Source organism: Sinorhizobium glycinis, from assembly GCF_001651865.1.
Taxonomy (GTDB): domain Bacteria; phylum Pseudomonadota; class Alphaproteobacteria; order Rhizobiales; family Rhizobiaceae; genus Sinorhizobium; species Sinorhizobium glycinis.
On the sequence record NZ_LPUX01000053.1, the window covers coordinates 31,097 to 44,389 of the forward strand.

22 protein-coding genes and 2 tRNA genes are annotated in these 13,293 nt (G+C 60.8%); 16 read left to right on the top strand and 8 right to left on the bottom strand.

Annotated elements, in window-relative coordinates; genetic code table 11:
- Nucleotides 1–140: 140 nt before the first annotated feature.
- Together AU381_RS05045 and AU381_RS05050 are read right to left on the bottom strand one after the other, a co-directional pair.
- Entirely contained in the window at nucleotides 141–350 is a 210-nt protein-coding gene (locus AU381_RS05045; protein WP_064240698.1) for a hypothetical protein, read from the bottom strand.
- The gene (locus tag AU381_RS05050; RefSeq protein WP_064240699.1) at nucleotides 350–586 is read right to left on the bottom strand and encodes a hypothetical protein; all 237 of its coding nucleotides are present in this window, start codon (nucleotides 584–586) and stop codon (nucleotides 350–352) included. The genes AU381_RS05045 and AU381_RS05050 overlap by 1 nt, the downstream gene beginning before the upstream one ends.
- Nucleotides 587–752: 166 nt before the next feature.
- On the opposite strand from AU381_RS05050, the gene AU381_RS05055 reads away from it, so the two are divergent.
- Nucleotides 753–1,010 (top strand): hypothetical protein, encoded by a 258-nt coding sequence (locus AU381_RS05055; RefSeq protein ID WP_064241814.1) that lies wholly within the window; start codon nucleotides 753–755, stop codon nucleotides 1,008–1,010.
- 2 nt (nucleotides 1,011–1,012) lie between these two features.
- Here the strand turns inward: AU381_RS05055 and AU381_RS05060 are convergent, their stop codons facing one another.
- A complete protein-coding gene (locus tag AU381_RS05060) occupies nucleotides 1,013–1,210 on the bottom strand; it encodes a helix-turn-helix domain-containing protein (RefSeq protein WP_064240700.1) in 198 nt (65 codons plus the stop codon).
- A 94-nt stretch (nucleotides 1,211–1,304) separates the two neighbouring features.
- Between AU381_RS05060 and AU381_RS05065 the strand changes: the two genes are divergently transcribed.
- A complete protein-coding gene (locus AU381_RS05065) occupies nucleotides 1,305–2,060 on the top strand; it encodes a LexA family transcriptional regulator (RefSeq protein ID WP_064241815.1) in 756 nt (251 codons plus the stop codon).
- A 9-nt stretch (nucleotides 2,061–2,069) separates the two neighbouring features.
- On the opposite strand, the gene AU381_RS05070 is transcribed toward AU381_RS05065, so the two are convergent.
- Complete coding sequence (locus tag AU381_RS05070; protein ID WP_064240701.1) at nucleotides 2,070–2,429, bottom strand: hypothetical protein; 360 nt, start codon at nucleotides 2,427–2,429, stop codon at nucleotides 2,070–2,072.
- A gap of 1,059 nt (nucleotides 2,430–3,488) precedes the next feature.
- Between AU381_RS05070 and AU381_RS05075 the strand changes: the two genes are divergently transcribed.
- The 9 genes from AU381_RS05075 to AU381_RS05105 all read left to right on the top strand — a co-directional run bounded on the left by AU381_RS05075 (nucleotide 3,489) and on the right by AU381_RS05105 (nucleotide 8,262).
- On the top strand, nucleotides 3,489–3,725 hold the full coding sequence (locus AU381_RS05075) for a hypothetical protein (RefSeq protein ID WP_064240702.1): 237 nt from the start codon (nucleotides 3,489–3,491) through the stop codon (nucleotides 3,723–3,725).
- A complete protein-coding gene (locus tag AU381_RS05080) occupies nucleotides 3,725–3,919 on the top strand; it encodes a hypothetical protein (protein WP_064240703.1) in 195 nt (64 codons plus the stop codon). Before AU381_RS05075 ends, AU381_RS05080 begins: the two co-directional genes overlap by 1 nt.
- Nucleotides 3,916–4,038, top strand: coding sequence for a hypothetical protein (locus tag AU381_RS31015; RefSeq protein ID WP_280137774.1), 123 nt, complete (start codon nucleotides 3,916–3,918; stop codon nucleotides 4,036–4,038). Before AU381_RS05080 ends, AU381_RS31015 begins: the two co-directional genes overlap by 4 nt.
- Before the next feature lie 11 nt (nucleotides 4,039–4,049).
- Nucleotides 4,050–5,042, top strand: coding sequence for a hypothetical protein (locus AU381_RS05085; RefSeq protein WP_064240704.1), 993 nt, complete (start codon nucleotides 4,050–4,052; stop codon nucleotides 5,040–5,042).
- Nucleotides 5,039–6,007 (top strand): recombinase family protein, encoded by a 969-nt coding sequence (locus tag AU381_RS05090; RefSeq protein WP_064240705.1) that lies wholly within the window; start codon nucleotides 5,039–5,041, stop codon nucleotides 6,005–6,007. Before AU381_RS05085 ends, AU381_RS05090 begins: the two co-directional genes overlap by 4 nt.
- Nucleotides 6,008–6,009: 2 nt before the next feature.
- Complete coding sequence (locus tag AU381_RS05095; protein ID WP_064240706.1) at nucleotides 6,010–6,783, top strand: recombination protein NinB; 774 nt, start codon at nucleotides 6,010–6,012, stop codon at nucleotides 6,781–6,783.
- Complete coding sequence (locus tag AU381_RS29505; RefSeq protein WP_156528544.1) at nucleotides 6,780–6,944, top strand: hypothetical protein; 165 nt, start codon at nucleotides 6,780–6,782, stop codon at nucleotides 6,942–6,944. Before AU381_RS05095 ends, AU381_RS29505 begins: the two co-directional genes overlap by 4 nt.
- Nucleotides 6,945–7,621: 677 nt before the next feature.
- Entirely contained in the window at nucleotides 7,622–7,948 is a 327-nt protein-coding gene (locus tag AU381_RS05100) for an HNH endonuclease (protein ID WP_064240707.1), read from the top strand.
- Between the two features lie 50 nt (nucleotides 7,949–7,998).
- Complete coding sequence (locus tag AU381_RS05105; protein ID WP_156528545.1) at nucleotides 7,999–8,262, top strand: hypothetical protein; 264 nt, start codon at nucleotides 7,999–8,001, stop codon at nucleotides 8,260–8,262.
- Here AU381_RS05105 and AU381_RS29510 read toward each other — a convergent pair.
- Nucleotides 8,259–8,462 carry a hypothetical protein gene (locus AU381_RS29510; protein ID WP_156528546.1) on the bottom strand — a complete coding sequence of 68 codons (204 nt, stop codon included), beginning with the start codon at nucleotides 8,460–8,462 and terminating at the stop codon, nucleotides 8,259–8,261. The genes AU381_RS05105 and AU381_RS29510 overlap by 4 nt on opposite strands.
- Before the next feature lie 38 nt (nucleotides 8,463–8,500).
- On the opposite strand from AU381_RS29510, the gene AU381_RS05110 reads away from it, so the two are divergent.
- From AU381_RS05110 to AU381_RS05125, 4 genes are read left to right on the top strand one after another with little or no spacing between them, the layout of a single operon-like run.
- Nucleotides 8,501–10,012 carry a DnaJ-like cysteine-rich domain-containing protein gene (locus tag AU381_RS05110; RefSeq protein ID WP_064240709.1) on the top strand — a complete coding sequence of 504 codons (1,512 nt, stop codon included), beginning with the start codon at nucleotides 8,501–8,503 and terminating at the stop codon, nucleotides 10,010–10,012.
- On the top strand, nucleotides 10,009–10,245 hold the full coding sequence (locus tag AU381_RS05115) for a hypothetical protein (RefSeq protein ID WP_064240710.1): 237 nt from the start codon (nucleotides 10,009–10,011) through the stop codon (nucleotides 10,243–10,245). The genes AU381_RS05110 and AU381_RS05115 overlap by 4 nt, the downstream gene beginning before the upstream one ends.
- 26 nt (nucleotides 10,246–10,271) lie before the next feature.
- Nucleotides 10,272–10,460 (top strand): hypothetical protein, encoded by a 189-nt coding sequence (locus AU381_RS05120; protein WP_156528547.1) that lies wholly within the window; start codon nucleotides 10,272–10,274, stop codon nucleotides 10,458–10,460.
- Nucleotides 10,450–11,592 (top strand): site-specific integrase, encoded by a 1,143-nt coding sequence (locus tag AU381_RS05125; protein ID WP_064240712.1) that lies wholly within the window; start codon nucleotides 10,450–10,452, stop codon nucleotides 11,590–11,592. The genes AU381_RS05120 and AU381_RS05125 overlap by 11 nt, the downstream gene beginning before the upstream one ends.
- 49 nt (nucleotides 11,593–11,641) lie before the next feature.
- On the opposite strand, the gene AU381_RS05130 is transcribed toward AU381_RS05125, so the two are convergent.
- Nucleotides 11,642–11,715, bottom strand: a tRNA-Gly gene (locus AU381_RS05130).
- 23 nt (nucleotides 11,716–11,738) lie between these two features.
- A tRNA-Tyr gene (locus AU381_RS05135) sits at nucleotides 11,739–11,823 on the bottom strand.
- 216 nt (nucleotides 11,824–12,039) lie between these two features.
- Here AU381_RS05135 and AU381_RS05140 point away from each other — a divergent pair.
- Entirely contained in the window at nucleotides 12,040–12,915 is an 876-nt protein-coding gene (locus AU381_RS05140) for a TrmH family RNA methyltransferase (protein WP_064240713.1), read from the top strand.
- A gap of 15 nt (nucleotides 12,916–12,930) precedes the next feature.
- Here the strand turns inward: AU381_RS05140 and AU381_RS05145 are convergent, their stop codons facing one another.
- Complete coding sequence (locus AU381_RS05145; protein WP_064241816.1) at nucleotides 12,931–13,206, bottom strand: hypothetical protein; 276 nt, start codon at nucleotides 13,204–13,206, stop codon at nucleotides 12,931–12,933.
- Between the last annotated feature and the right edge of the window lie 87 nt (nucleotides 13,207–13,293).

Here is a 13,293-nt window from a genome sequence, read left to right on the forward strand (position 1 = left end):
ACCGAGATGAGCGCTCCGCTCCCTGGACAGTTGCTTGAGCGCCTCGGCCTCGGAAATTTTCAAAATGGATGCAATGGCCGCCGTGTCGTGGCCATTGCGGAATAGGGTGAGAGCCGGAAGCGGCTGAGGGCGATTGCCCATCACTGAAGCCTCGCAGCGATCTCTTCGCGGTGAGCGCGGGACAGAGGCGCAAACTCCTCGTCCATTTCAGCCTGCAGGCCGTCCCAGTCGTATTCAGGGAGAGGCTCATCATGCAGGGCGATGTAGCGGCCGACCTTATAGGCCGCGACGACCATCAACGGGATGCCGGCAACAATGCCGCACGCAATCAGGTATTCCTCAAATGTCATCACATGCCTCCAACGTCTTCGATGATCGGGAGATTGACGTCATGCTGACCGAGACCGGCACGGCGGCGCGAAGGCGTCGGCCACGGCTGCCAGGCGATTGGTTCCTCGCCCTTAGCGAACCCCGCCCAGCGACCCTCCTTCTCGATCCAATAGGTCTTGGTGACCTTGCCGCACTTGGTTTCGAGGATGACGGCACGGTCGCGCGGTGCGCTGGCGATATCGAAGACCCAGCCCATCACAGCCTCTCGAGTGTTTCGTCGACGGCGATCTGCATCGCGATCACCGGGAACGACCAGAAGACCGGCCACAGCAAAAACATCAGCGGCATCTGCGCGCCTCCTCCGCCCGATGGTTCATCGCGTCGATCACTCGGCGATGGCCGCGCCAATCACGGGGACTGACATGACGATCACTGGCGGGAAAATTCGCTACAAGGAGGGGCCAGAAGGCGTTGCGATCATCTTCGATCACGGCGCTCCCATCGTCTTCGCCGACCTCGTCACCGAGCTCGAGGAGATCAACGGCGTCGTCCGGATAACCTTCGCCGCCCTGACCATGAACGGCGACGGACTGCACAAGGCGATCGTCGTGGCGCGGGTCCGCATGCCGAAGGATATGGCCTGGCAGTTCTGCCGCGCGCTGAGGGAACTGGAAGGGTGAGGTCATTGTGCCGCCTCCGGAGTGCCGAAGAATGACTTCGGCTCGACCGCCCCGCCCGTTGCGCGGCAAATCTCTTCGATGACGCTCTTGCTGAGATTTTCACCGCGCATGTACCGGTGCACTTGGGCCCGGCTCTTGCCCAGCAATGCAGCAAAAGCTGTTACAGTGGTGTGCTCGTGGATGTAATCTTCAAGGGTCATGTAGCAATTACTGCTACACTTTCCTTTCACTGTCAATGCCACTGTAACATTTTATGGCATAGAAGCCGCCGTGATTCTGGCGGATAAAATCGGCATGACAAAAAACTGGCTCGATCCGTTCCTCAAAGCCTCAAAAATCGCCTCACAGGAGGAGCTCGCCGAAGCCATAGGTGTCTCCCGCGCGACTGTTAACCGCCTTGCAAATGACCACTCTCTGCTGAAGCGAGACCGGGCGGAGGTGCTGGCGGGTGTCCTGGGGACCACAGCGGAGGCGCTGATCCTCAACCGCCCTCCCCGACACAGCTCGTTGGTGTCCAGCTTCGACCCAGACACCGACGGGGCACATGATGACGAACCGTCATACGGCTACACCCGCGAGCACTGGCAAGCGCAGATCAAGGGCGCGATCCCTGAAATCGATGTGAAGCTGGGTGCCGGCGAAGGGGCTATAGGCGAGGTTATCAACCTGCCGGTCAGTGCCTCTAGCGTCTCAGGTCATGAGGTGGTCGCCGAGTGGTTCATTCCTGATGCGTACCTGCGCAACGAGGCCAAGGCGTCCCCGAACAACACGATCGTCATGGAAGTGGTCGGCGATTCGATGTTCCCGACCTATTCACCAGGCGACCGGGTGATCGTCGATCTGGCTCAGAACCGGTTCGTTTCGGATACCGTCTATGCGATCAGTGATGGCGCGTCGGAACCCCAGATCAAGCGGCTGCAGCGCGTCATGTTCAGCGACCCGGTGCAGGTCGATATTATCTCGGATAATCAGCATTTGAGAACGATCACGGTCGAGCTCGATCGCTTGACGATAATTGGCCGGATCTGCGGACATATCGCCAGAAAGTGAGAACGGCGCCTAAGCGCCGCCCCTTAGGAACCGCTCGTCGCGTGTTCGGATATCCGCGACCACAATCCCGACGACCAGAGCGTCGAATCTGTCGCGGCTTAGGTGGTGGATGCGGCCGCCGCGCCTTTCTTGGGAAAGATCGAGGCCGCCAGCGCCATCAAAGGCGTTCGCTACTCTGAAAAGCTCGACGCCGTTCCCGACGTCTATCAGATAGACGCCCTCGCCCTCATAGTTAGCTACAGGGGCTATCAGGGCGTAGTCTCGTCCGCCTCGGAACGAGGGTTCCATCGCATCGCCCGCGACCGCGTGGACGCGGAAGCGATCAGACAGGACAGCTTCAGGCGGAATATGCGGAACAAGGTCATTCATTTCGCCCTTCTCCAGAGAGAACGCAGGGCGGGTTACAGGCAGGCACTATGTCGAGCATTTCGTCTCCCCAGCGGTTGGATGCGGGGACCACGTTAGCGCAACGCGGGTATTTCGCGACGGATATTTTAGTGAGGCAGAAATCTGTGGATTGTCACAAAAGCTTTAATCTCGAAACAACCGGGATCGGGCCGCTTCAACCAGTATGACAGTTTCGTGACAATCCACCGCTATTCCGCAATGGGTTTTTAGGGGTTCTTCCGCGAGTGGTTAAGAAAGCACACCGGGGACAGGCGGTTACGCATCAAAACCGCACATCCGAACCAGCGGCGGAGATCGATCACTTTCGCGTAATCTCGGTAATGAGCCGTTACTCGCGTCATACCAAGTCATTAGGATGGTCTCTAACACAGAGACATCCCATCCTGCGCCGGTCTCGCCGGCACCAAGCATCCGTGGAACTAACCTCTCCTGAAGCTCGGTTTGATATCCCAGCCGCTAACTGGGTCTAACGCCGGGTGTCTTTTTCTCGCGCTGGTCAGGCGCATTTCTTGTCCGGCACGAGCATCGTCCCTTTTCTTCGGGCGACGGTATAAGCTGCTTCAGTTTTCCCGGCGCGCTGCAAACGCGTTTTCCCGGCGGGCCATCAACCCCGTTCGTTCCGCCCGGTGAGCCTGGCACCGGTACCGCGAGGGATTTGATTTGCCGGATCGATCGGCGGCGCGGGGTCAAAGCCCGGAAAAGACCGCTGCCTTTGCGCCTCCGAACACATCATCTTGGCGGGAACCTCCGAGCAGACCCAAGATTTTGTGCTTTTCAGCGCCCGACAGCGTCCAATCCGATTGCGTTTCAATAGCAGTTCTGCTATACAATCGGCAGCACATGGAAGCCATCAGCCCCGGTCGGATCGTCCCGCCGGGGCTTTTCTTTTGCTACATGGCCGGAGCGATGTCAAATCTTTTGCGTCATTTTATGTTACATTACAGTTGACACTGTCGCATAAACTGTTACATTCGTCCTCATCGACACACCGGCAGCGGGCCGGAGATGAGGGACACGAACATGGGCAGCTTTGTTACCCGATACCGCATTGAAGACGCGAAGGGCCGCGTGATGACCGAAGCCGGTCACTTCACCCGCGAGACCGACGACGCCGCGGAATTCCTGACCGAGCAGGACGCGATTGAAGAATGCGCATGGTTGCCCGGTGCGACCGTCGAGCGGTTCCAGCGCTATTCCGACTTCCCCGGCTATCTGCCGCTCGTCGAGCGCGCTCTGGTGAAGGGGGCGAGCCTGTGATGATCACCATGGACGCAACCGCCCTCGCCGCGATCACCAACCGTTGCACCGACATGATGCAGGCGGCCGCCGTCGCCTACTACTCGCCCCGTGCCGACGAAAAACGGCATCACACCGAAACCGTTTTGGACGATCTCAAGCGGCTTACGGCAGCGCTCGGCTTCGAGATCGTCGAGAGGGAGGCTGCGGAATGATGCTCCCGCCCGATCGCGTCATCACCCTCGAACCACCGGACGAACCTGACCCGCCGAGCTTCTACTGGCTCGCGCCCGTCGTCTGTTTCGCAGCAATCGTTCTTCCGCTTTTTCTCTGAAGGATCCGACAATGACCGCAGTATCAATTGGTGCTCTCGCCGCGTCGATCGTTAACCGCTGGGCCTGGTGGCAGAACGCCCTCAAGGGTAATTTCGGCCCGATGCATGAGGGCGAGCCGCAGCAGGGGTTTTATCGCACTCGCTTCAAGGGCGGGAAATGGGAACCGGTCGCGATCTGGCTCGACGATGAGACGGGCAAGTGGGTTGCCTATCGCGCCGGCCGCGAAGTCGATCCAGGCGAGGCCTGGAACTTCTGCCGGACGCACCCGATCACGAAGGAAGCGTATGACGGCGCCATCAACGGCCAGCCGTTCCCTGACGAGGACGAAACGGTCGCGGCTCAGGTAGCGGCGTCCGGTCACAACTCGGGCGAAGTCGATCGGGCCGATGAGATCGCAGACCAGATCGAAGCCGCTCTCGCTGGCATGAAGGCCTACGCAAAGATCGGCGACGATGCGACCGCGGCGAAGGCGCTCTCTCTGCGCAACCGGCTCAACGAGCTTTCCCGCGAGGCGGACAAGAAGCGCGACGAGCTAAAGCGGCCGCACCTCGAAGCCGGCAAGGCAGTCGATGCCAAATGGCAGCCCCTAGTGAAAAAGGCGAAGGCCGGAGCTGACCAAGTCCGTGACGCGATCGGCGCGTGGGAAACGCACAAGCTGCAGGAAGAGCGCCGGCGGCAGCGTGAGGCCGAACAGGCTCTTCTCGCTGCGGAGCAGGCTCAGCGTGAGCAGCAGGCCGATGTAGCGGTCATGGAGGCGCCAGCGCCGACAGTTGCGCCGGTGGAGACCGCTCCTTCGCCGATCAAGCCGACCTACGGCAAGGCCGCAAGCGTCAAGGTCGTGACGGTCGTCAAGGACGTGACCGACTGGCCAGCCCTCGCCGTCTACATGAGCGCTCATCCTGACATGCAAACCCTGCTCCGGCAGCTCGCACAGCGCGCGCTGGACGCTGGCCGGACCAACATCCCCGGCATCACTACTGAAGAGAAGGCGAACGTCCGATGAACGCTCACACCCAGGAAGTCACCCGCCTGCCCGCCCTTGCCGGCGGCGGTCACGTCATGGCGATCGTGCCGCAGACGTTCGAAGAAACCTTCCGCGTTGCCAAGGCCGTCTACCTCGGCGGCCTAGCGCCGGCCGCTCTCATCGGCAAGCTCGAGGGCGATGCGGCCATCAGCGCTGTTACAGTCGCGATCATGTCTGGCGCCGAGCTCGGCCTGAAGCCGATGGTCGCATTGCGAAGCTTCACCGTCATCAACGGCAAGCCCGCTCTTTACGGCGACGGCCTGATCAACGTTGTGCGCCAGTCTGGAAAGGTCGCCTATCTGCGGACCGGCTGCGAGACGCGCGACGGCCAGATGGTCGGATGGTGCGAGGCCAAGCGCAACGACACCGACGAAGAGAAGCGCGTCGAATTCTCCCAGGAAGACGCCATCCGCGCCGGCCTTTGGCAGACGGACGCAATCGTGACCAAGTGGAACAAGTGGGACAAGAAGAACGAGCAGAAGCCGAACGATAGCCCGTGGTGGCGATTCCCGCAGCGCATGCTTGCGTGGCGCGCGGCGGGCTATTGCCTCCGCGAGTTGTTCGGCGATGTGCTCGGCGGCATCCGCGACGAGTTCGAAGCGCGCGAGATCGCCGACGCCGAGGAGATGCGCGACATCACCCCGCGTCAGGAGCGCCACGAGCCCCCGACTCCTCCGAGGCCGCCAGAGCCGCCCAAGGCTGAAGAGCCGAAGACAATCGAGGGTGAAGCCGTAGTCGAGGACGGAGGCCAGACCGATACGGCGGAATTCTTCGAAGAGCTTGAAACGGCGCTTGCCGGCGCCATGGACGAAGCGACGGTCGAAGAAATCTGGAGCGGCCTTGATCCGGAAGGCACCTTCGACGGCGACGATGTGAACCTTGACATCGCCTACAAGATCAAGGCTCGCCGCCTGGCTCAGATCAATCCGATGAACGGGGGCTGACTATGGGACGTGCTCTCCTCGTCCTCGAAACCGCCGCCGAGCGCCAGAAGGCCAAGAACTGGATTGACAAGGCTCCGGTAGGAACCCGAGTCGAGTTCAAGGCCTCGAAGCGCACCCTGCCGCAAAATGATCTTCTCTGGGCACTTCTCACGGAAGTTTCGCAGCAGCTGGAACACGGCGGCCGCCGATATGAGCCGGGCCAGTGGAAGGCAATCTTCCTGCATGCCTTCGGCCGGGAAGTGAGCTTCTTGCCTAGCCTGGACTTGAAGATATTCCTGCCGATCGAGCTTTCGTCGTCCGACCTGTCCAAGGACGAAATGACCAATTTCATCGAGTTCATCCTGAAGGAGGGCGCCGACCGCGGCGTCGTCTTCAAGGAACACAAATCAGATCCCGCCGACGGCTCCGTCCCCTCGTCTGCGGTTGATGACGCGGACTCCGCACCCGCGTCGGAGGGCGATGGCGAAGCCGCCTCTCCGTCATCGCCCTCCTCCCATGCGGACTGGCTGTTCAACGTGGCCCGGATGCTCTGGGCAGCGACCAACTATCGCGGCGACATCTCAGTCCTGAAGGCGCAGAAGCTCGCCGCCATCGGGTCCTATCCGAAGCCGGAAGGCTGCCCGAACGTCATCACCGGTAAGGCCGAGGCGGTTTACGGCTACTGCGCGCAGATCGTGGCGGGATCGATCGAACCGCAGGATGGTCTTGCAGTCATCGCCGGGGTTGTCGGGTGCGACCAAGACGACCTGAAGCCGAGACAGCGAGGTGCGGCATGAAAACTCCCCTCACAGCCCCGCCAATCGCAGCGGGCTCCCAGCCGATGACCGACACCCGCGAAGCCGAGAAACCGCGCGAGCGGACTCCTGCGGTCGAGCCCGAGCACAACCGCCAACGGGACGCGCTGAAGCGTATCCGTAAGGTCTATGGGAGGACGTGATGGCGCGGAAATCCTTCTCCCGCAAAGAGCGCGTCCGGCTCTTCGACCTCCACGGAGGGCATAATGCATAAAAATGCGCGTGATATTGCTGGCTTCCGTTCTGGCGCACTCGTCGCCGTTGAGCCAACCGCAGAACGTATCCGCAACCAGGTAGCGTGGCGCACACAATGCGATTGTGGGAACGAGTTCATCGCTCCTGGCTCTGAATTAAAGGCGGGGCGGTATCTATCGTGTGGATGTTTGGCAAAGGGGAAGCCAAGGGGTATCGGCTCCCACCCGCTCTATAGCCTCCACAAGAACATGCTCGACCGTTGCGGGAACCCCGATGCCAAGGATTATCCGAGGTACGGAGGACGCGGCATCAAGGTTTGCGCAGAATGGCACGACCTCGATACGTTCGCCCGCGATATGGGACCGCGACCATCGAAGCGTCACTCCGTCGACCGCGTAGACAACGACAGAGGATATGAACCGGGTAACTGCAGGTGGGCAACGCCATCGCAACAAGCCCGGAACGCGCGACATAACTACTTCCCAGGGCAATCTTCAATCGAACTTTGCGAAGCCGTTGGCGTCAGGCCGGGGACGTTCCGGCAGCGAGTTTCAAAAGGATGGGACCCAGAAGATGCCCTCGACGCGCGCGATTTTAGACGCGTCAAGAGACTGCGAGGCGACCAATGAGCCGCCGCGAATTCTCCAAGAAGGTCCGGGCCGAAGCCTTCCTCCGTTGCGGGGGCAAGTGCCAAAAGTGCGAGAGCGTGCTGAAGGTCGGCGAAGGCGAATACGACCACATCGTGCCGTATGCCCTCACCCAGGATTCGACGCTCTCGAATTGCCAGGTGCTGTGCGTGCCCTGCCACCGGGGCGAAGGCGCGAAAACCTCAGACGACATCAAGGCCATTTCCAAGGCCAAGCGCAACTGGCTGAAACATACCGGGGCGTGGCCTCAGTCCAAAGCCAAGATCAAGAGCCGTGGCTTCGATAGAACGAGGGCAGCAGAATGAGCGAATTCTCAATGTCTATGTTCCGGAACAGGGATGACATGTACGCGGCAATGCGCGACGAGATCGAGAGGCTGCAGCGCGAGCGCGATTATGCTGTTCGCTGGGCGAATAAGTCCGTCGATGCCGTCAAAGAGCACGACGACGCGATCATCTGCCGTATGAAGGCAGCATTGGAGAAGTGCCAGAAGGCGCTCGCCGCAATGATCGACCCGTCATGCATCGCACAGTCCACGGTTCTTAACGCCTTCGCTATGGCGACCGATGCCGAAGCCGCAGCCCGCGCCGCTTTGGAGGCCGACCAATGCGCCAGCTAGTCCGGCTTGTCGAAAATCGGCCGCTTCCTGTTCCGCGGCTCCCGTTCCTTCTTGCCCGGCTGAATTTCCTCGATGTCCTCCTCGTACAGCGAGACAGGATAGGGAACGCCGGCAAAATGCGCGGAGACGAGGCCGTCTTCCCCAACTCGGGTCACCTTTCCGCGAATGATGATTGTGTCGCCAACTTGAACTTTAGCCATGAAGAATATTTGGCGCGAGCTGCGCAGGAGGCAAGGGTATGACCGAGATCAAGGCTCTGGAGTGGTACGCGTCATCTATGACGAACGACATCGGGGATAAGACTACCCGATACGGCGCCAGCCCGATGACAAATGTGTTCTATTGGATTTTCGAGGGGTCGAACGGGTTTATCCTTCCAGGCCGCGGCACATTCCCGACCGTCGAAGCAGCGCAGGAGGCCGCACACGACGAATGGAGCCGCCGCGTTCGCTCCTGTCTTGTCGATATCTCCACCCCTCCCGCTAGGGACGCGAAGATAGAGGCGCTCGAAAAGGAGAACGCAACCCTCAAAGCGGGTATCAAACGCCTTTCCGATGAAGAGGAGTTGATCAACGAGACTGGTCGCGACGGTATGCTGTCTGCCGTTCATATCGGCGCTCGATTGGCTGAGGCAGAAGAGTTGGCGCGGGCGATGGAAGCCGAAGCAAACCAGATGCGTGAGGTGTCGATATCTCACCGGAACCGAGCAGAGGCGCTGGAAGAATCTCTTAAGACCGTTCTGGCCTCTCTCGTCGCGACAACGAGCCTTATTATCCGTGCCGAAGACCTGAAGGTGAAACCGAGCAAGGCCGTGGCGTCCGATAAGATGTTCACGCAAATGCTCAAGGACTACGACAAAGCGACGATTGCGGGGCGGGCCGCCCTCTCCACCCCTCCCGCAGCGGCGGTAACGGGGAAAGGAGAGAGCGAGTTGTTGGAGCGGCAGGTTACAAGCGCGCATATCATCGTGGGCCGAATGAAACAAACGGAAGCGCGTGATGAGGCGCTTCGGAACCTGGACCGGGCGCAAGATTTTCTGCGACGCGCCGTTGAGGCAAACGATGCCAAGCCTGATGCTGACGAGGAAATGTACGAGATCGGCAAGCGCGACGGATACGAGGAGGCTGTTCAGGAGATCGACCGCCTGACCGGTGGTGACGGCGAGTATCGTTACTGCACCGATCACGACCCTGACCGGCATACGCCAGACCCCGCAGCGATGATCCAACGTATCGTTGACCGCTTCGAAGTGCTCAACATGCTGGACGAAGCCCATGCGGACGGTCGCGATTTGCCTGATGACGCCCTCTCCGCCTCTCCCTCCCCGGTTGACAGCCGGGATGGGCTGATAGAGCGGCTGGTGAAGGCGCTGGAGATCGCATCGGATGAAATCCTGACCATGTACCGCACATGGATCGCGGATGACTACGAGGCGATGCCGCCAAAGAACTCCCTTCCCGGCAAGGCTTACTACGCCGCCCGCGCCGCCCTCTCCCTTCCCAGAGAACGCAGAAGACAGGAAGGACAACGAATGAAAGTGGCTCTTGTCTGCGACGAATGCGACGGGACCGGCGAACGCGACTGGCTGTCGGGCGCGAAGTGCTACGCGTGCAACGGAACTGGCATTGAGCCGGACGAATGCCCCGAGTGCTGCGGAAGCGGCATAGAATTCGTTGCGGCTGGTCATGGGAATATTAATGAGGAGCCGTGCTTTTACTGCGACGGCACTGGCAACAGGAGACCGGCATGACTGACGACATCGCCCGCACAGCCGCAACCCAAACCCAGGTGCTCGCCCTCGAACTCGGCCTCACCGACTCCGCCAAAAAAGAGATCATCCAGAAGCATCTGGTCGCGATGCTTGCGATGGAGCGGGAGAGGTGTGCCGTGATCGGCAAAGAGGCGGCGCTCTATTCCGGATGTCCAGCGGATTTCATTGCGGATGAGATAGCCGCAGCAATCAGACGAGGCGAACAGCCATGAGCCGAGCAGCCTTCCGGCAGGCCGATATGGAGCGCATCTTCCGCGCGGCTCGTCGAGAGGGCTTCGCGGTGCAGATCGACATCCGGTCCTTGGTTGTTACCGCAATCCCCAGCGCCGTTCCGGCTGAGGCTGTTGACACGGCCCCGAAACAGGGAGGCATCCTGCCCTCGGGCAATCTCGCCCCCGATGGAAAGGAAAATTGGGATGAGGACTGACAGGCCGGGTTACCAGTACCGGCTGAACAAGGACGGGACAACCGTCCATTACTGGAATCCGAAGCGCGCGGTGAAGGGCGCGCCGGATTATCTCACGACCGTCCGCCTTGCCGATGGTCTCTCCGACGAGGAGATCGCCGCCGAGTGCCGGCGCCTCACAGACCAGTTGCGCGACGACTTGCGCAACCTCGACGCCCCGCCGAAATACGACGGCACAATCAAAACTCTCATCGACTGCTATCGCCACGACCCGACGAGCTCGCTTCATTCCGTGAAGCATTCGACGCGGATCCGGGACTACGAACCGAGCCTGCGCGTGCTCGAGAAAAACGTCGGCGGCCGGCGCATTGACGCGCTCCGGGCATCTGACTTCAAGGACTGGTTTGCGAAGTGGCGCAAGAAAGGCCACAGGCGGGCGTCAGGCGCGATCAAGCTCCTGCGGGTGATTATCTCCTACGGGGCCGGCGAACGCCTCGGCGGCTGCGCGCAGGCCCGCGAAATCCTCTCCGACATGCGTTTCGAGCAGCCGGCGGCAAGAACTGTCGCGATGACCTATGAGCAATGCCTGGCGATCGTGAAGCAGAGTGCAGAATTGAAATGCCCGTCGATTGGATTCGTCGAGGCGCTGAAGTTCGAATCGGCGTTGAGGCGTATTGACGTGATTGGGGAATGGGCCCCGCCGCCTGAAGGTGGCGCGTTCCGCTGGCGCGGACTGACGGGGAAGGACATATCTCGGGATATGATCCTGACGCTCAAGACGAGCAAGACGGGCGCGGAGGTTGCCCGAGACCTGAAGGTTATGCCGCTCGTTCAAGAAGCCCTGAAGGCTTTCCGCATTCCGGACATCGGCCCCGTCGTTGTCGACGAGGATACCGGCAAGCCCTATTGGGAGAATCGCTATACGGAGAAATTCCGGAAGGTGAGAGATGCGGCCGGCGTTCCGTCGAATGTCTGGTCGATGGATGCTCGGGCGGGTGCTGTGACGGAGACGGTAGAGGCTACCGGCTCATTGGAAGACGCCAGCAATCTGGCAACGCACAGCACGACAAAGACCACTCGGCGCTATAGCCGCGGCGATGGTCTGGAGAAGAGCCGGGAGATTGCCAAAGCCCGGGCTGAAAAACGCAAGTGACACGCAGTGAAACGAGTGACACGCCATTTTGCTAAGTCATTGAAAAAGTTGGAGCGGGTAGCGGGAATCGAACCCGCGTATTCAGCTTGGAAGGCTGCTGCTCTACCATTGAGCTATACCCGCGGGCCTTCGATCCTGAAGCAGAATGGTGGAGGGAGTTGGATTTGAACCAACGTAGGCTGAGCCAACGGATTTACAGTCCGTCCCCTTTAACCACTCGGGCATCCCTCCATATCCTGTCGGGATCAATCGACCAAGCTTTTGAGATCGTGGAGGAACCGGCGCCGTTTTCGTGCCGCCTCTCGATCTGCGCCGGGTATATGACCGCCCCCATTCCTCCTGTCAACAGAGCGAAACGGAAAATTTCAGAAATTCTCCACAGGCACCGGCGGCGGCTGCTTTCCGAAACCATTTCCAAGACCGGACGAACCTCACTATAAGGTGCGCATGAGCAAGGACAAGAGCGGCGACAAGAGCGCCAGAGACAGCCACTACGCCACTCTCCGGCGCGCCCATCGCGACGCCCGCCGCGAGCGTGGCGAGATTCCGACACCCCGCCCGGACAAGCGCCGGAACCTGCCAGCCGACTGGAAGCCGCCGGCGCTCGCGCCCGATGAGGTGCTTCTTTATGGCCTGCATACGGTCCGCGCCGCGCTCGACAATCCGGACCGCAAAATCATCCGCCTCAGCGTGACGCAGAATGCGGCCGCGCGGCTGGAACTCGGCGAGTTTTCGGCTCTCCCTTTCCCGGTCGAAACCGTCACGCCACAGGATCTCGACCGGGTCCTCGGGCCGGATGCCATCCACCAGGGGGTGATGCTGGAGACGCGGCCACTGCCGCACCGGAAACTCGAGGCGCTCAGCGATTGCCCATTGATCCTGCTGCTCGACCAGGTGACCGATCCGCACAATGTCGGCGCCATCATGCGCTCGGCGGTCGCATTCGAGGCCGGGGCGCTGATTACCACGATGCGCCACAGCCCGACCGAATCGGGCGTGCTGGCCAAGTCGGCATCGGGAGCACTGGAGCTCATTCCTTATATACAGATCACCAATCTTGCCGACACGATCGAGGAGCTGCACAAGCTCGGCTTTCAGACGATCGGCCTTGATTCGGAGGGTCCGCATCCACTGGAGGACACCTTCTCGGGCGAGAAGATCGCCCTGGTGCTCGGGTCAGAGGGCAAAGGGCTGCGGCAAAAGACACGGCAGACCGTCGCGGCGCTGGCGCGGCTCGACATGCCGGGCGCCATCAAGTCGCTCAATGTCTCTAACGCCGCCGCGATTGCCATGTACGCAGCAAGGCAGCACCTCAAGGGTTGAGGCGGCTGAGCCAGATCAAAGCGCCGGAACGGTACTCGAGTTCACGTGAGCCGTTGGACAGCCGTCACGCACCTTCTTCCAGGTCGTGACGTTGAGGTTCATCTCGCAGCGCGCCATGTAGGAGACGCCACCGACCCGGATACAGGCGATCTGGCCCAGTTCGTATTTCGTCCCGTCGCGATTGCGACAGGTGCAGCGCCGGTCCGGCGGGGACGCGGCCGCACTCTCGGCGACCATGGCGATAGCCGCCAGCGACAACGCCAGAACGCGCAGACCAACCGGGCTTTTCATTGCCCCAGAATAGCGCAAATCCAGGCCGACCAGAAACGAAGAATGCCGACTGCTCGCGCAGCCGGCATCCTTCCGCAACGAACCGGC